Source organism: Paenibacillus sp. FSL L8-0436, assembly GCF_038593025.1.
GTDB lineage: Bacteria > Bacillota > Bacilli > Paenibacillales > Paenibacillaceae > Paenibacillus_AQ.
The window spans coordinates 1,745,177-1,761,489 of the sequence record NZ_CP151955.1 but is presented as its reverse complement, the minus strand read 5'-3'; the positions used below and the strand labels follow the sequence as shown (position 1 = coordinate 1,761,489).

The following is a 16,313-nucleotide window of genomic DNA, read 5'->3' as shown; positions in this document are numbered from 1 at the left end:
TTTTATTTAGCCCTTTATCCCTGAATTCAAATTAATCGATTGTACAAAGTATTTCTGCGCGAACACGAACAGCAGCAGCGTAGGAATAATAGCGAGAATCGCCGAACCCATGAGCTGTCCGATCATCCGGTAATTTCCATAAATATCCTGCAGCAACAACAGTCCGGCAGTAACCGGCATTTTGTCAACATCCGTGAATACGATTACCGGCCACAGGAAGTCATTCCATGATCCGGTGAACGAGAACAGGGCACACACGATCAATACCGGCTTGATCAGCGGCACGATAATCGACATGTAAATTCTGTAATGACTCGCACCATCGACATGGGCCGATTCGTCGAGTTCCTTCGGAATACCGTTCATAAACTGTCTGACCAAAAAGATATTCCCCATACCCGCGAGTCCGGGGATTACCATTGCCCAGGAGGTATTAACCCAGCCCAGAGCATCAATAATTTTGTAGGAAGGAATCAGATTCACGACGCCCGGGAAGAACGAAATACCGAGCAGGGTGAAAAAGAGCGTGTCTCTGCCTTTAAATTTCATCCGCGAATAGCCGTAACCGGTAATGGAGATTACCACAACCACCAAAAGAGTATGCATTGTGGCAATAAGCAGTGAGTTCATCAGCCAGCGCAAGATTGGTGCGGTAGAGGTGTTTTCCAAAATCGCAATATAGTTGTCAAAAATCCACTCTTTCGGGAACATTCTGAACCCGGAGCTGACCACCTCGGTTTGCGACCGGAAGGAGGTTGTGATTCCGAAGATAACAGGAACGATCCAAATAATGCAGAGAATAATTAAGAAGAGATAGGAAAGATATTTAGAGATACTGATGCCGGAACCTTTTCTTTTCCCTGCGTTTTGTCCATTAAGAAGCGGACTATTATCCATTTGTTGTGCCGCTTGGTTTGACATACGGGTACACCTGCCTTTTCAATTTCCATTGCTGGTCCATTGTCTTATCGAGTGTTAAGCTGCATTCCGGTTCATCACATAATATTGCAGAGCCGAGATGACCAGGATTATTAGTCCCAGCAACACCGCCATCGCCGATGCCATTCCCGCAATGGATTCCCCGTTGCCGAACGCCAGTTGACGAATATACATCATGAGTACATGCGTGCTCTGCCGTGGTCCGCCGTCGGTCATCATGAGCGGCTGCCCGAATACGTTAAAGGCTCCGGCAGTAGTCATGACAAAGGTATAGATGAGCGGAAAACGAATGGAAGGCAAAGTAATACTCGTAAATCTGCGGACGGGTCCTGCCCCGTCTATTTCCGCCGATTCATACAGATCCTGTGCCACACCGCTTATGGAGGCACGGTAAATAATCATATTGCCCCCGACGCCGCCCCAGACTGTAATAATAATAATGATAATCCACGCATATGGCTGATTGGCCGGCCAGGATACGTCTGAGCCGAACACATTTCCCGCCATTCCGAGCTGCTTGTTAAAGAGCAGCAGCCAAATCAGCGCGCCTGCAGATATGGAAATAAGGCCCGGAATGTAGATGATGGACTGGATCAGGCTTTTCCCTTTGACTTTCTTATGTTCCAGTGCAACGGCAACAAGCAGCGGAATCACAATCAACAGCGGAACACTGAGCAGCACAAAAATCAATGTGTTCTTAAGCCCGTTGTTAAATTGGGTATGAAAGGTGGAACTGTTGTCAAACAAAATGGTCTTGTAGTTGTCTAAACCTACCCAGACCGGATCATTCATCAGATTCCATCTGGTAAAGGAAGCGTAAATCCCGTAGATCGTGGGCAGTAAAATAAATACAGCAAATAAGATGACATGTGGACCTACAAAGAAAACAGGCGCCAAATTAAGTTTCTTTTTCATAGGCATTCTTTTCTCCTTTGGCATAAAGCAATGTGCCGTAATCCGGCACATTGCTTTATGCAATCATTTCCGCTTCCTTCTATTACTTCGCTGCTCCGCTTGTGCCTTCAGCGATTTTATCTTCTACAAATTTCTGCATTGTCTGAAGAGTTTCATCAATATCTACGTTGCCGCGGACGATATCTCCGCAATACGTATCCACTGCTTCTGCAATATATGGGTAGTATTCATAAGTGTAGATGTAGAGAGATTCAATCTCTTTCTCATTCGAAGTAAAGAAGGACTGCATGTAATCCTTATACTCAGGGCTCTCAATAACTTTTTTACTTGCTACGGTCTGTCCGGCTTTGGCCCATTCAATGGAATTCTGACGGATGAACTCCAGGAAATTGCCGATTCCGGCTACCTTTTCTTCAGATCTGTCTTTATTCTTGAACATGGAGAACAAGTGCGAAGAGGATCTGTTCGTGAACTTGTCAGCCGTGCTGGAATATACGTTGGTTACTCCGAAATTGAGGCCTTCAACTCCGGCATGCGCTGTGGAGCTCCAAGTGCCGTCTGTGGAGAACAATACATTGCCCGATTGGAACATCAGGTATCCGTCTTCACCAAACGGTGTCATCAGACCGGCATCGTTGATCTTTTTAACATTTTCAAAAGCTTGTTTCATCACCGGTGTGTTTACAGCAGGTTTTCCATTCTCCTGGATATCTCCGCCAAGGTTCTGAACTTGCCCGAGGATAACCCAGCCCAGCAGGGCATCGTTGACCACAAAGTCGCCTTCAGCCAATTTACCTTTCAGCGACAGCATTTCATCTATCGTCACCACATTGTCGTCGAGGAAGGATTCCGCACCATATTTCTTAAGCAAATCTTTATTGTAGTACATAACATTACTGTGAATATCGAGAGGCACTGTATATTGAGTTCCATCTATTGTACCTGTTGACCACGCTTGCGGCAGGTAATTGTCTTGTTTAATTTCAGGCTGAGCAGTTGTTACTGCAGTCATTGGCTCCAGTGTTCCTTGCTTCACATAACCCGGTACACGGTCAGCGTGGATAATGGCCAAGTCAGGCACGCCTTTGCCGGAGTTCAGAACCGTCGAAATTTTGGTATACATATCCGCGGTAATTACATGCTTCACCTTTATCTCTGGATTGGTAGCATTGTAATCTTTAACAAGCTGGTCCATATAGGCACCGTCATCACCGGTCAGCGGCGTCCAGAAGGTTATTGTCTTTGAATCATCTTTCCCGCAGCCTGCCAATACCGTCGATAATGATAGAACAAGTGCTAATGCCGAAAAACCCCACTTTTTCTTCAACACTTTCTCCTCCTAATAATTAAATTAGTAAATCATCTACAAAAATGTTTTTGCAAACAATGAACTCAGTTTGTTGCCTGCCAGGGAACCCAAAATCAGTTCACCTTGCCTAAACGAATCACATTCCATGAGGCCTTGGACAGCATAGTCTCTACAAAACCATCCTTGCATTCGGTTCCGGTTGCTTGTCTTGGTTTCACATGTTCTTCCTTGGCTGTATTAACCGCTTTCAGATCCTCGTGATGGAGCTCAATATGTTCGATTAACCGGTAGCCCTCAAATCCGCGCACATCGCATTTTAAATGCAGTGCTTCTTCCAAATGCCGGTTAATGGCGAAGATCGTAAGCTCATCGGCTTCCTCATTATACACAAGGGCACTGTCGAGATAAGGAACATCGGTATAGTCCTGAGCGTCATATTTCGGCGAATTGACAATCGGCTGAAGCGAAACGCCGCGCCCGTATTTGGAGGTATGCAGGTATGGATAGAAGATTGTCTGCTTCCAGGCTGCTCCACCCGCTTCTGTCATAATAGGCGCAATTACGTTTACAAGCTGTGCCAGACAAGCCATCTTCACACGGTCCGCATGTCTGAGGAAGGTAATGAGCATACTGCCGATCAGCAGGGCATCTTCAAAATTATAATGATCCTCAAGCTGAGGCGGACCTACTGTCCAAGGCTCAATCTTCGTATCCGACTCATTGGAGTGGTACCAGACATTCCATTCGTCAAAGCTGAGATACATCGTTTTCTTGCTGCGCTTCTTGGCTTTGATGTAATCGCAGGTGGCCGTTACGGTGCGGATGAAATGCTCCAGGTCCATGCTGCGTGCCAGGAAATTGGCAGAATCGTTGTCCCGGTTTCCATAATATTGATGAAGGGAAACATAATCGGCAACATCATAAGTATGTTCTAGAGTTACCGCTTCCCATTCAGGAAAAGTCGGCATCGCTGAGCTTGAGCTTCCACAGGAAACCAGCTCTATCTCTGGATCTACCAGACGCATCGCCTTGCCGGTTTCATAAGCCAGTCTGCCATATTCGGCAGCTGTCTTCTGGCCGATCTGCCAGGGTCCATCCATTTCATTGCCGAGGCACCAGGTTCTGATCTTATGCGGCTGCTCCACGCCATGATTGCGGCGCAAATCACTCCAGTAGGTTCCGCCGGGATGATTGCAGTACTCCAGCAAGTTACGTGCGGCATCAATACCTCTCGTACCCAAATTGACAGCCATCATCACCTCTGAGCCTACTTCCTTAGCCCAGCTCATGAATTCATTTGTACCTACCTCATTAGGTTCAATAGTTCTCCAGGCCAGCTCCAGCCGCTTCGGACGCTGTTCTACCGGACCTACGCCATCTTCCCAATTGTAGCCGGATACAAAATTCCCTCCGGGATAACGGATAATCGGCACACCCAGTTCCTGGACAAGTGATTTCACATCACCTCTGAAGCCAAGAGAATTGGAGCTGGGATGACCAGGCTCATAAATTCCGCCATATACTGCACGGCCTAAATGTTCAATAAAGGAGCCGTAAATCCGTTTATCCACTTCAGCGATAACAAAGGACTTATCGGCGATAAGCGTCGCTCTTAATGTGTCTGCCGACAATCTCATCACTTCCATTTCACGTTTTTATTAATTAATTAAAAAACATTTGAATGTATTCGCTTACAGATATAAAATAACATATATAAGCCTTCATGTAAACATAAAAGTATAAACCTTTTTATATGTATTCAAAACAAAATGAGTTTAAGGCTGTTTTCAGAAAATAATAGGTCTTTTTCATCTCATTTCACTAAAGTATCTTTATAAATATATGAATCAAAGGACTTATTAGCTTAAAAAATGACTTAAATTTAATTGTATTACACAAATAAAGGAAGAAGTCTTTCCTTTTTACCTCAATTAGTTTATAATTTTATAAAATAGTCTTTCATGACGTCCGCGGAGGAAGGTATTGTACAATGATTTATATTAAAGATTTAATGAGTGGCATTGATATTTTCAAGGCACTGAGCTCCGAGATTCGCATCCAGATCCTTGAGCTGCTTGCCACCAATCAGGCACTCAACCTGAATGAAATCGCCAAGAAGCTGAATCTCAGCAATGGCGCCATCACGATGCATATCAAGAAGCTGGAAGAAAGCGGCCTGATCGAAATTAATACTTCTGTAGGCAAACATGGCATTCAGAAAGTCTGTTACCTTAATAAAGATAAGCTGATGGTTGATCTACGCAGCAAGGATGTCGACAACCTTTATGAAGTTGAGATTCAGGTTGGCCATTACAGCAACTATCAGGCTGTTCCTACCTGCGGGCTGGCCACCAAGGACAGCATTATCGGTGACTTCGACGAGCCGCGCTATTTCGCTGATCCCCAGCGGATTGATTCGGAGATTATCTGGATGGCTGAAGGATTCCTGGAATACCGCATTCCGAACTATCTTAAGGCCAATCAGACCTTCCGTGAAATTCAGTTCTCCATGGAAATTGGCTCGGAGGCTCCCGGTTTCAGCGATAACTATCCTTCAGACCTCTACTTTTATGTAAACGGCATCGAAATCGGTTACTGGACCAGTCCCGGAGACTTCGGGGATCAGCGCGGTACCTTTAATCCAGACTGGTGGCCTCCTCACCTGAATCAATACGGCATGCTCAAACTGATCCGGATCAACAATGAAGGAAGCTTTATCGACGGCTGCCGCATTTCGGACATTACCCTTGATGATATTAAGCTGGACTACAAAAGCGAGCTGACCTTCCGCATTGCCGTTACCGACAAGCCGGTCAACAAACGCGGACTGACCATTTACGGCAAGCATTTCGGCAATTACAGCCAGGATCTGATGGCGCGGGTGCTTTATAATGTACATGAGGTTGAAGAAGTTGGCAGCTCTGTTTCCATGACAACAACCGAGTAATCACACAAGGACCATCCCAGGCGGCTAGCCCAGAAGATGGTCTTTTTTTCATGTCTATGTGAAACATTTCCTGCCTGTATAATTGTCATCGGCTTAACCCACACTAAACGATGTCTCCCATACCACCGAGAAGGAGTGTTTCATATGCGTGAAGGTCTGATCCCTGCCGTTCTTGGTACCGTAGTCTCCGCTTCCGGCGCAGCTTTTCTGGGAAGCAAATACAAGCTGGCCGCAACCGGCGTGCTTGGCTTTGGTCTGGCGCATATTGTCTTAGGCGCGATCGATTTGTTTGAGCACCGGTAAAAGGTTGGAAGATGCCGGCCCTTGCCTAAGTACGGGCCGGTTCCTTATTGGAACAATCGGATTAGACGCAAAAAGGCCCTTACCCTCCGGGCAAGGACCCACATAAGCATATGATTTATTTCACTGCTACATAAAACAGCCGCTGGGCACTGTCATCCGCCTCTACCCATTCGAAGTCGGCATAGGTCTTCACATCACTGAACCCGGCTTTCAGCAGTTCCGCTGTCATCCACTCCGGATCATAAGCCCGCTGCACATGCGTCTCCTCAAAGCGGCGGTAAAGATCACCCCGTTCCTCTTCACGAACAAAGATAGACAGATGATGCTCAATTTCCCGCCGCGGCACATCCAGCTCACTGGTCCAAATATACGATATGGAGGGCTCATTCATGAAAAAGGGCTGCTCTTCCTCGTAACGGATCAATGTATTGGGATGATGCACGTCAAACAGGAAGGTTCCTCCCGGCTTAAGACCGGCAAAGGTACTGGCGAAAACCGCCTGAATGTCCTGCTCTTCCAGCACATAGTTGAGGCAATCACAGAAAGAAATAACGGAATCCACCGGTTCCGGCAGCTCCCATTCCTTCATATTTTGCCTTACCCAGCGCACACTGCCCTCCCGCAACAACCTGCGGCCCTGCGGATGCTCCTCCAGCTTCTTTTGCGCCACAGACAGCATGTCGGAAGAGAGGTCAATGCCCGTCATATGATACCCTGATGCGGCAAGCGGAATGGTAATGCTGCCGGTTCCGCAGCCGAGTTCAGCCACGGTGAGCGGCTTTCCGTGCAGCTTCCAGGCGGTTTCCGCAAACTCCAGCCAATCCGGATATGGCATATCGGCCATAAGCTCGTCGTATACATATGCAAATTTCCCATAGGAAGACACTGCGCACACCGCTTTCTATAATTACCTGTAATCAAATGCTGTCACAACCGCTTAATTCTCCGTTGTTCCTTCATCGCCCTGATTCTCATCCGGAGCTGTGTCTTCCTTGCCTGCAAGGTAGGTCCAATTCTCCTTCTGGGTAATGAGGCCTTCCTTCATCAGCTTGCCCATCGCCCGTTTGAAGGCCGACTTGCTGATGCCGAAGCGCTGCTTGATAATATCCGGAGGCGTGGAATCCGAATACGGCATGGCACCGCCCGGTCGGGAATTCAGAAAGTCCAGCAAAGCAGCGGAATCCACATCACGTCCCACTTCCTTGCGGTGGGTCATGGAAAGGTTGACCCGGCCATCCTCGCGGATATGTGAGACCCGGGCTTCAAACTGCTCGCCCAGACGCAGCAGACGGCTGCGTTCCGAGGAATGAACCATTCCGATAATGCCGAAGCCCAGCACTCCGCCGTCCACAAGCACGAAGGTGCCCATTTGCAGCGGTTTGTACACTCTTGCGGTCACCATTTGCCCCATCCATGAGGTTGGTGCAGGAAGTGCCAGCGGAGCAAGCTCCTGTTCACCGGCCAGCTTGGCACGGAGACGCCCCTGCTTATCGTGCTCCATCATGACAAATACTTTGTCACCAACCTGCGGGCGCAGCTCGATCAGTTCAGGAAGCTCGCGGATCGGCAGCAGGAGCTGGCGGCCAAGTCCCATTTCCAGAAAGCAGCCGAGACGGGGATGAATATCTGCGACTTCCAGCAATGCCATTTCACCAAGTGTCAGAAAAGGCTTCTTCATTGTTGCCGCGAGCCGGTCTTCCGTATCGAAGAAGATGAATACTTCCACTTTATCGCCCGGCTTGGGCTTGCTGCCGACAAGTTCCGTATAATGCAGCATAACATCCTGATCACCGGCACCCAGGAAGTAGCCGTAAGGCGATACTTCCCGGAGTACATCCAGTTTAACTACAGTTCCGGCAATCAGACTCATACGTTCTCCACAATCTTGGCGTCAGACCACAGGCGCTCAATGTTGTAATATTCGCGTTCATCGCGGTGGAACACATGCACAACGACATCACCAAGATCCATCAAAACCCAGCGTGCTGCGTCCATGCCTTCGATTCCGCGGATCATACCGCCTGCTTCATGAACAACCTTGCGTACTTCGGTGGCAATCGCCTGCACCTGGGTATCGGAATTACCGTGACAGATCACGAAATAATCACTGATTGGGGAAACATTGCGCAGATCCAGCGCGACAACATTCATCGCTTTTTTATCTTCCACAGCTTTTAAAGTCAGTTCTAGCAGCTTGCTTGATTGTACACTCATTATTTATCCTCCAGTATTCTTACTAAATCATTACGCGCCAGCACCGTTAACGGAAACACAATCCGGCGCTTCTGCAGCAGCAGGCTGATCGTTGAATCAAATCCGGCTATCAGCCCTTCCTCCAGACTTATTTTGGAAAGCCTGCGGATTTCGTCCACACCGGGAAAATCCCGTCCGGGCTCGATATAATCGGCCAGGCAGACAATCTTCTCCAGCAGGCTCATGCCTTCACGGCCCGAAGTATGATAGCGTATGGCTCCCAGCACTTCTGCATCGGTAATTTCATAATCCCGTTCCGCTACAAATGCCCCCACTTCCGCATGCCACAGCTGCTTATCGTAGGATAACAGCTCGGAGGGCAGACCATTCTGCTCCATAATTTCCTTCATTCTCTCCACAGGCCAATATTTGGCCACATCATGCAGAATCGCCGCTGTCTCCGCACGGGCAGGATCGGCACCATAACGCTCAGCCAGCTTCACTGAGGACTCCATTACGCCAAGGGTATGCTGCCAGCGCTTATCAGGCATCTGCGAAGAGACCGCTTCAATCAGCGCTTCCCGGCTGTAGGCCATACAATCCACTCCTTTGCACATAATCGAAAACCTTGTCCGGTACCATATAACGGATTGATTTCCCTTCAGCGGAGCGCGCCCGGAGCATCGTGGACGAAATATCCACCAGCGGCATGTCCGCCAGCAGCACCTTGTCGGCGATATAGCCGGGCAGCGCTGCCAGATCCAGCGGAGTGCCAGGACGGCCCACACCGATAAAGGTCAGACGCTGCACAAGTTCTTCAATCCCCTGCCATTTCGGCAAATATTGCACCATATCCGCACCGATGATGAAATAAAACTCATGGTCCGGGTATTCCTGCTGCAGGCTGCGCACGGTCTCCAATGTATAGGAAACGCCGCCTCTGAGGACTTCCCAATCCAGCGTGCGAAAAGACTCATTGTCCTCGACCGCACACTGCACCATCGCCAGCCGGTCTGTACCCGAAGCTCCGGCTTCATGTTTATGGGGCGGGATATGCGAAGGCATAAACCAGACCTCTTCCAGGAAATAGGTGTCCCTCGCAGCTTCCGCCGCCATCATATGTCCTATGTGAAGAGGATCAAAGGTTCCTCCCATTATTCCAATTTTCAAGAGAGGCCTACCTCCTCTTATCTTCCTGCGAAATGACTCCATGTGACTGCAAGGCAGCCGCAAGGCGCAGCTTTTCTAGCGTGGAAGCTCAATCGTTTTGTTGTCGCGTGACTCTTTGTAAAGAACGATGGTTTTGCCGATAACCTGCACCAGCTCAGAGCCGGACTGCTCAGCCAGAGCTGCACCGATTTCCTTCGGGTCATCCGCATTATTGTTAAGCACGCTGATCTTCATCAGCTCGCGTTTTTCAATAGCTTCTTCAATGTGACGGACCAGGTGGTCGTTCACACCGCCTTTGCCGACCTGAAAGACAGCGTCAAGATGATGAGCCAAAGAGCGGAGATAGCGTTTTTGTTTTCCAGTTAACATAAATGAACAAACCCCTTAATTAACATATATTATTACCCTAAACTTGCGGATCCATTTCACTGGCACTGCCGCCGAGGCAGTCGATAATCGTCTGCCGCATAATATCCACAGGTGCAGCCTGCCCTGTCCAATACTCCAGCGCATAGGCGCCCTGATATACGAACATTCCCAGACCCCCATGGATTGTGCAGCCCCGCTTCAAGCCCTCGAGCAGCAGCCGGGTACGCAGCGGATTGTAGATAAGATCGCTTACGACCATTCCTTCACGCAGCAGTCCGGGATCCATCGGCAGGTCATCCGGATGGGGAAACATTCCGACAGATGTGGTATTGATTATAATACCCGCATCCTTAGCCGCTTCCGCGATTTCATCCATGCCCACTCCGGCAACCTTGCCCCGGCCCTGGAATAATGCCGCCAGTTCCCCGGCCTTCCCGGCAGTACGGTTAGCGATCTTAACCGAATATGGCTTCTCTGCCAGCAAAGCGCTGACAATTCCTCTCGCTGCACCACCGGCACCGATTACCAGAATACGGGTTCCGGACAGATCAGGGACCGCTTCCGCCTTCAGCGAACGGACATAACCGATGCCGTCCGTATTGAATCCGGTAAGCACCCCGTTGTCATTAACAATCGTATTCACTGCACCGACAGCAACCGCACTTTCATCCAGCTTGTCCAGATACTCCATCACCGCAACCTTATGCGGTATGGTTACGTTGACTCCGCGAAAGCCGAGGGTCTTGATGGCCTGCACCGCATCGCCAAGCTGATCTCCGGTAATATGCAGCGGGACATAAGCCCCTTGTATGCCCAGCGCTTTCAGCGCGGCCCCGTGCATGACCGGGGATTTGGACTGGGCAATCGGATCACCCATAACCCCCAGCAGCAGATCCGTATTTCTGTCATTTCCGTTTGCAATTGTCACAGGCAATGCCCCTCCCTTCGTCAGATCAGCGAAGGGCGGGTAACCACCTTCACGCCGCGCGGAACGTGAACTGCCACAACGGCACCTTCGGTTCCGTTCACCTTGATCCAGCCCAAGCCGGAGATGAACAGATCGGTCTGGCTGCCCCGGCTGATCCGGAATTCATGACGCTGCCACTGCGGCAGCTTGTCCATGTCGGCAGTTACCGGCGGAGCCAGCATCACACCGCGGTGATCCTGATACAGGGAATCCGCACGTTCCAGCTTCGTACGGTGAATCTTGAGCGTAGTGCTGATGAAGCAGGTGAAGGATTGCCGGGCACCCTGAATGAAATCAAAACGCCCCAGACCGCCGAAGAACAGCGTCTGGCCTTCATTCAGCTGATATACCGCAGGTTTGAGCGGATTCTCCGGCATAACGGCACCGAGGTCCTTGCGCTCCACCAGTTCACTGTACCGCCAAGGATATACAATTCCCGGAGTATCAATGATATAGTGACCGTCATCCAGCGGGATTTTGACCGTATCGAGAGTCGTTCCCGGATATCGCGAGGTCGTCAGTTCCTGCTCGAGATCGCTGTAATCGGAAATAAGCCGGTTAATCAGCGTAGACTTACCTACGTTGGTTGCCCCTACGACATAGACATCACGCTGTCCGCGAAGCTCATTCACCGCTTCCAGCAGACGTTCGAACCCTTGATTGCGCTTCGCGCTGCAGAGTATAATCTCCGCAGTCCGCAGTCCATGCTCCTTGCAGCGCTGCTGCATCCAGTTGCGCAGCTTGTTCCAGTTCGTTACCTTGGGCAGCAAATCACATTTGTTCACTGCAAGAATAACCGGATTATTGCCGACGAAACGCTGCAGGCCGGAAATCAGGCTGCCTTCGAAATCGAAGAGATCGACAATATGCACTACAAGCGCGTTCTTCTCGCCCACTCCGCTGAGCAGGTGAAGAAATTCATCCTGGTCGACGGATACCGAAGAAGCTTCATTATAGTTTTTGATGCGGAAACAGCGCTGGCAGATAACCGGTTCCCGTTCAAATGCAACCTCCGGAATATAACCCGGGAGATCCTTCTTTTCGGTCTGCAGCTTAATACCGCAGCCGCTGCATTTTACAGGGCGCTGTGTTTCATTCTGTTGATTCATTGGGGTTTATCCTCCTCATGCCACAATCCTTGCTTGCGAAGCCGTGTCAGGGCAATCTGCTCGATCCGGCGGTTAATTCTTGTTCCAATGCCTTCATCCTTCACGGAGATGGGCAGCACCAATACCGTATACAGGCCGAGCCGGTTGCCGCCGAATACATCCGTAAGCATCTGATCGCCAACTACGATCGTCTGTTCCGGCTTCAGATCCATCAGCTTCATCGCCTTCACGAAAGGCGTATTGATCGGCTTGCGGGCCTGATGTACAAATTCAATATTAAGCGGCGTTGCAAAGCGTGACACCCGGTCCATGTTATTGTTCGACACAATGATCAGCTTGAAGCCCAGCTCTTTCACCTTCTCGAACCATAACAGCAGCTCCGGAGTGGCCAGAGGCGCTTTGGCGCCGACTAGCGTGTTATCCAGATCCGTAATGATACCGCGGTATCCCCGGCTGTACAGCTCTTCCAGCCCAATATCAAATACCGTATTCACCCGGAGTTTTGGAACCAACCTTTCAAACAATACGTTCACCTCGATTTCATACGAAAAACTATATCATACTCTTTGCGCTTCGCAAATGAATCTGCGACGATGTTAGGACTGCCACGTTTATTTATCTGATTTCAAGAGACTGTGCAGCCGCAAAGCTTCAGTATACACGCTGCGCCAATCTTTGTCTTCTATAACATCCGGGCTGTACTTCGCCTTCTCAAACATCTGCAGCAGCAACGCCAGACTTTCTGCAGCCGCCGGACGTTCACGGCTCCAGCGGGCCACCGATTCACGAAGCGTTTCGTGCTCTTCTTTAAGCATGCCCTTTCTGCGGGCATACTTTACCCACCGCTCGGTTTCAGCCACAACTTTTTGCACCGGAGACAATGGTTTGCCGTTGCGCAGCCGCCCAAGCAGGAACCGGAGACTGAAGCGGTAATGCCAGAGCAGATAACCTCCCCACAGCAGCAGCACTGCCGCAGCGGCCGATACGGCCCAGACGCCTACATGAAGGCTTCCACCGGTTTTGCCGGGAGCTGCCACCTCTTGTTCAGGCTCAGGTTTATCCTCTTCCGGCTGTATATCTTCCTTACTCTCAGGCTCTTCGCTCTGTGTCAGAAGAGGCACATTAAAGCCCGGTGTCGCTTCAACCGGAATCCAGCCGTATTCACCGTAATAGATTTCCGCCCAGGAATGGGCATCGGCATTCGTAATCGTATAATTATTATTGGATAATCCCTGCTGGGCCAGACTGTCCGGCAGCTGGGCCTGTTCACCGGGTGCATATCCCTTGACCCAGCGTGCCGGAATATCCAGCGAACGCGCCATGGTCACGAGTGCGGTGGAATAGTAGTCGCAGTAGCCTTCCATAATCTCGAACAGGAAGCTCTCCACGAAATCCTTGCTTTTGCCGCGTGACAGATCCGGCTGATTCGAGTATGGATAGGTTTGCTGCAGATATTGCTGGAGCAGCACAATTTTGTCATAAGGGGTCTTCGCGCTTGCGGTTATTGTCTCTGCCAGCTCTGTGACCCGCTCTGGAAAATTGTCGGGCAGTTGCAGGTATTGCGTATTATTCTGGCCGGTGTACAGCTGCTCGAAGGTCTGTTTGCTCAGCTCCTGCACGGATACGACAGGGACCTCCGAAGTAAGCACGTAAGTCTGGGGATAGTTTCCGCTGTTCCCATCCGTATCCCACAGCATTTCGCTGTCTGCGCTTCTCCATAATAAACGGCTGCTCTGTTCCTTGCCGTCTATGGAATCAACCTTCGCAATGGAATAGGCTCCGAACAATACCGGATAATCAATGTTCCCAAGCAGCTTTACCGTCTGCTTCAGGGGCTGCGTCTCCACCTTGGAGCCGGGTTCCCTGTCCAGCTCTTTGCCTACCGCTGCCCCGGACAGCGGACCGCGTGTAAGCCGGTCGTCATCACTCCATCCTTTTCCGGAATATACGCTGCGGGTTTCCCCCCGCATGTAGGACCGTATATCCGAGGTCACCGTCATGACTGGCGAATAATCATAGTTAAAGCCCCCGCCCAGATTATCGTCGTTCATACTATAACCCGAAGTAGTCCTTCCTGCAGAAGCATCACTGGTTCCGGCATTTGTTGTTCCCGATGTGCCGGAGCTTGCCGATAATCCGGTGCCGTTCCATTTATGCCAGGCGGTATAAGGATCTGTCAGTGTCGGCCGCACCTCTGGCATGTTCACACCTGTAATAATGACAAAGGAGAAAATAATGGCGATATTTATGAAGATCTTGAAAGGACATTTCAGCAGATAGGTCCAGCCGCGGGGATAATGCAATTGAAAGCTTCTCAAATGCTGGGTAACAAGCCAGCCCATCCCCGCGAACACCGTCCAGGCGACCTCCTGCCAGAGTATGGCCGAAGTGAAGGAATCCAGTGCCGCAAAGGCTACAATGTTCGTGGTGATAAACAGCAGAATCCGCGTCTTGGAGGAGACCCACCACGATGACAGGAGCAGCAAGGTCAGCGCACCCGCAGCAAACCATAGATATGGAACCATATTTATGGCGATGTCAGGCAGACGGTCGCGCAGTGAAGGCAGCAACGGATCAGGAACATAGAGTTCGTAGCGCAGAATCACCCTGTACACGAAATATAGCATGGCGCAAACTTCAAGAATCAGCCGGTATCCCCGTTTAACAGGTAAAAGAATTTCAATAACCCCCGCCGCAGCCAAGGTCAGCAGTACGGCGGCAGTGGTCGCCTTCAGCCAGAAGGGTTCTGTATACGTGAGCCATTGCAGGGCGATAACCATCAGCCACAGCAGGCTGAAGGAGTAATGCCATGAGGACTTCATCCCGCTCCACCAGCGTCTCATCATACTTTATCACCTCCGAGCACTGAGGGCAGCTCATGAAGCGAACTTACGCTATAGCCGGTTGCCCCGCGGGATTTCAGCACATCTATCCATTCTCCGCCGCGGTTGACCGCTGCCGGATTGCGCACATGAATATGGGAAGGCGTCATTCCCCGGCTCTCCGCCCAGCGCATCACATCCAGTACAGGCTGTCCGCTCTGCGGACTGATCAACACCAGATAGGAGCCTTTGGGAAACAGACGGTGTCCTTTTTCCAGCCTGGGAACCAGCGGCCCCCGGCCTTCGGCATTAATGTCAATCAAATATTGGATCATCTTCTGCCGCTCCGCAGCGCCCTCGGCAGGCATGAATATCTTGGTGTTCTTGTCCAGACAGCATAACCCGATGCCGATCCGGTCGCGGATCCCAAAGCCGAGCAGGGAGGCGGCAATGGACACCGCCAGCTCAAACTGGTTCGAGCCGGCATATACCATGGCGCTGCCGTCCAGCACAATCATCGTCTTGGGTACAGATTCATGCTCAAATTCCTTGGATTTCCAGTTGCCCGTCTTGGCGGTGGCATTCCAGTGGATTCTCGTCAACCGGTCGCCATAGACGTAATCGCGAACCCCGTTGATCTGCGTTGTCTCTCTCCGGGAATGGAGCAGCGAGGCTTGCTGCCCCGCCAGCCGTGACTTCCGCTCATAGAGCTGCCAGCGCGGCACGAATACCGCACGGGGCAATACGCGGAACTGCCCTTCGGCCATAAAGGTGCCCTTATGCTCCACCAGGCCAAAGATATCCTCACTCAGGATATCCGTTCCTTCGAACGTATAGCGGCCGCGCTCCAGTGCCGGCGTCTGAAACAGCAGTTCCCCCTGCCCTCTCAGGCTGGGAACCATGCTCTCCTCAAATACCCAGGATTCGCCGTTATGGCGCTTCAGAATTTCTCTCACCACCACATACGGCAGAGGCAAAAAGCCCGGAATTGTAACGTCCAGTTTCACCCGCAGAAAACCGCCCGCATAGAGCAGATCAGGCTTGTCCAGTTCGGAATACAGGCTGCGCGTGCCTTTGGCCCGCCGTACTCCGCCTAAGCCTCCAATCATCAGATATATCATTAGTACAGATACCATTATAAACAGCATGAATGATGTTTTGCCGCCCTGAAACAGTACGTAGAGCAGCGTGATGCCCCAGATCGCAAGGATGCCGGCGAATTTCCCCGGCTGAATGACAGCTGCCGCTCCGGACAAATACCTTTTCATCA

The 16,313-nt window shown here is 50.6% G+C and carries 17 protein-coding genes; 2 read left to right on the top strand and 15 right to left on the bottom strand.

Features of this window, described 5'->3' with window-relative positions; all coding sequences use genetic code 11:
* Positions 1-6: 6 nt before the first annotated feature.
* The 4 genes from NSS79_RS08160 to NSS79_RS08145 form a co-directional block, all read right to left on the bottom strand.
* Positions 7-897: a carbohydrate ABC transporter permease gene (locus NSS79_RS08160; protein ID WP_144024305.1), complete on the bottom strand. Its 891-nt coding sequence runs from the start codon at positions 895-897 to the stop codon at positions 7-9.
* 78 nt (positions 898-975) lie between these two features.
* Positions 976-1,854 (bottom strand): sugar ABC transporter permease, encoded by an 879-nt coding sequence (locus NSS79_RS08155; protein WP_342438960.1) that lies wholly within the window; start codon positions 1,852-1,854, stop codon positions 976-978.
* Positions 1,855-1,936: 82 nt separating this feature from the next.
* Complete coding sequence (locus NSS79_RS08150; protein WP_342438959.1) at positions 1,937-3,181, bottom strand: extracellular solute-binding protein; 1,245 nt, start codon at positions 3,179-3,181, stop codon at positions 1,937-1,939.
* A 95-nt stretch (positions 3,182-3,276) separates the two neighbouring features.
* Positions 3,277-4,800 (bottom strand): alpha-N-arabinofuranosidase, encoded by a 1,524-nt coding sequence (locus NSS79_RS08145; protein WP_342440324.1) that lies wholly within the window; start codon positions 4,798-4,800, stop codon positions 3,277-3,279.
* A 353-nt stretch (positions 4,801-5,153) separates the two neighbouring features.
* Between NSS79_RS08145 and NSS79_RS08140 the strand changes: the two genes are divergently transcribed.
* Together NSS79_RS08140 and NSS79_RS08135 are read left to right on the top strand one after the other, a co-directional pair.
* The gene (locus NSS79_RS08140) at positions 5,154-6,110 is read left to right on the top strand and encodes a winged helix-turn-helix transcriptional regulator (RefSeq protein ID WP_342438958.1); all 957 of its coding nucleotides are present in this window, start codon (positions 5,154-5,156) and stop codon (positions 6,108-6,110) included.
* Positions 6,111-6,254: 144 nt separating this feature from the next.
* Positions 6,255-6,413 (top strand): hypothetical protein, encoded by a 159-nt coding sequence (locus tag NSS79_RS08135; protein WP_038587909.1) that lies wholly within the window; start codon positions 6,255-6,257, stop codon positions 6,411-6,413.
* Between the two features lie 115 nt (positions 6,414-6,528).
* Here NSS79_RS08135 and NSS79_RS08130 read toward each other — a convergent pair whose 3' ends face one another.
* From NSS79_RS08130 to NSS79_RS08080, 11 genes are all read right to left on the bottom strand, one after another.
* Positions 6,529-7,299 carry a class I SAM-dependent methyltransferase gene (locus NSS79_RS08130; protein WP_342438957.1) on the bottom strand — a complete coding sequence of 257 codons (771 nt, stop codon included), beginning with the start codon at positions 7,297-7,299 and terminating at the stop codon, positions 6,529-6,531.
* 51 nt (positions 7,300-7,350) lie between these two features.
* Positions 7,351-8,283: a S1-like domain-containing RNA-binding protein gene (locus NSS79_RS08125; RefSeq protein ID WP_342438956.1), complete on the bottom strand. Its 933-nt coding sequence runs from the start codon at positions 8,281-8,283 to the stop codon at positions 7,351-7,353.
* Complete coding sequence (gene rsfS / locus NSS79_RS08120) at positions 8,280-8,627, bottom strand: ribosome silencing factor (RefSeq protein ID WP_038587902.1); 348 nt, start codon at positions 8,625-8,627, stop codon at positions 8,280-8,282. Before rsfS ends, NSS79_RS08125 begins: the two co-directional genes overlap by 4 nt.
* Entirely contained in the window at positions 8,627-9,202 is a 576-nt protein-coding gene (gene yqeK, locus NSS79_RS08115; protein ID WP_342438955.1) for a bis(5'-nucleosyl)-tetraphosphatase (symmetrical) YqeK, read from the bottom strand. Before yqeK ends, rsfS begins: the two co-directional genes overlap by 1 nt.
* Complete coding sequence (locus NSS79_RS08110; protein ID WP_342438954.1) at positions 9,174-9,776, bottom strand: nicotinate-nucleotide adenylyltransferase; 603 nt, start codon at positions 9,774-9,776, stop codon at positions 9,174-9,176. Before NSS79_RS08110 ends, yqeK begins: the two co-directional genes overlap by 29 nt.
* 75 nt (positions 9,777-9,851) lie before the next feature.
* Positions 9,852-10,145 (bottom strand): ribosome assembly RNA-binding protein YhbY, encoded by a 294-nt coding sequence (yhbY, locus tag NSS79_RS08105; RefSeq protein ID WP_038587894.1) that lies wholly within the window; start codon positions 10,143-10,145, stop codon positions 9,852-9,854.
* A gap of 37 nt (positions 10,146-10,182) precedes the next feature.
* Positions 10,183-11,073, bottom strand: a complete 891-nt coding sequence (gene aroE, locus NSS79_RS08100) for a shikimate dehydrogenase (protein ID WP_342438953.1) — start codon at positions 11,071-11,073, stop codon at positions 10,183-10,185.
* A 20-nt stretch (positions 11,074-11,093) separates the two neighbouring features.
* The gene (gene yqeH / locus NSS79_RS08095; RefSeq protein WP_038587889.1) at positions 11,094-12,221 is read right to left on the bottom strand and encodes a ribosome biogenesis GTPase YqeH; all 1,128 of its coding nucleotides are present in this window, start codon (positions 12,219-12,221) and stop codon (positions 11,094-11,096) included.
* Complete coding sequence (locus NSS79_RS08090; protein ID WP_038587886.1) at positions 12,218-12,745, bottom strand: YqeG family HAD IIIA-type phosphatase; 528 nt, start codon at positions 12,743-12,745, stop codon at positions 12,218-12,220. Before NSS79_RS08090 ends, yqeH begins: the two co-directional genes overlap by 4 nt.
* An 87-nt stretch (positions 12,746-12,832) precedes the next feature.
* On the bottom strand, positions 12,833-15,067 hold the full coding sequence (locus NSS79_RS08085; protein ID WP_342438952.1) for a transglutaminase-like domain-containing protein: 2,235 nt from the start codon (positions 15,065-15,067) through the stop codon (positions 12,833-12,835).
* The gene (locus tag NSS79_RS08080; protein ID WP_342440323.1) at positions 15,064-16,311 is read right to left on the bottom strand and encodes a DUF58 domain-containing protein; all 1,248 of its coding nucleotides are present in this window, start codon (positions 16,309-16,311) and stop codon (positions 15,064-15,066) included. The genes NSS79_RS08085 and NSS79_RS08080 overlap by 4 nt, the downstream gene beginning before the upstream one ends.
* Positions 16,312-16,313 lie beyond the last annotated feature (2 nt).

What these genes read in the sequence shown, in the direction of transcription:
- NSS79_RS08160 (WP_144024305.1), bottom strand. Translation starts at nt 897, where the DNA reads ATGGATAATAGTCCGCTTCTTAATGGACAAAACGCAGGGAAAAGAAAA.
- NSS79_RS08155 (WP_342438960.1), bottom strand. Translation starts at nt 1,854, where the DNA reads ATGAAAAAGAAACTTAATTTGGCGCCTGTTTTCTTTGTAGGTCCACAT.
- NSS79_RS08145 (WP_342440324.1), bottom strand. Translation starts at nt 4,800, where the DNA reads ATGAGATTGTCGGCAGACACATTAAGAGCGACGCTTATCGCCGATAAG.
- NSS79_RS08140 (WP_342438958.1), top strand. Translation starts at nt 5,154, where the DNA reads ATGATTTATATTAAAGATTTAATGAGTGGCATTGATATTTTCAAGGCA.
- NSS79_RS08135 (WP_038587909.1), top strand. Translation starts at nt 6,255, where the DNA reads ATGCGTGAAGGTCTGATCCCTGCCGTTCTTGGTACCGTAGTCTCCGCT.
- NSS79_RS08125 (WP_342438956.1), bottom strand. Translation starts at nt 8,283, where the DNA reads ATGAGTCTGATTGCCGGAACTGTAGTTAAACTGGATGTACTCCGGGAA.
- rsfS (WP_038587902.1), bottom strand. Translation starts at nt 8,627, where the DNA reads ATGAGTGTACAATCAAGCAAGCTGCTAGAACTGACTTTAAAAGCTGTG.
- yqeK (WP_342438955.1), bottom strand. Translation starts at nt 9,202, where the DNA reads ATGGCCTACAGCCGGGAAGCGCTGATTGAAGCGGTCTCTTCGCAGATG.
- yhbY (WP_038587894.1), bottom strand. Translation starts at nt 10,145, where the DNA reads ATGTTAACTGGAAAACAAAAACGCTATCTCCGCTCTTTGGCTCATCAT.
- yqeH (WP_038587889.1), bottom strand. Translation starts at nt 12,221, where the DNA reads ATGAATCAACAGAATGAAACACAGCGCCCTGTAAAATGCAGCGGCTGC.
- NSS79_RS08085 (WP_342438952.1), bottom strand. Translation starts at nt 15,067, where the DNA reads ATGATGAGACGCTGGTGGAGCGGGATGAAGTCCTCATGGCATTACTCC.
- NSS79_RS08080 (WP_342440323.1), bottom strand. Translation starts at nt 16,311, where the DNA reads ATGAAAAGGTATTTGTCCGGAGCGGCAGCTGTCATTCAGCCGGGGAAA.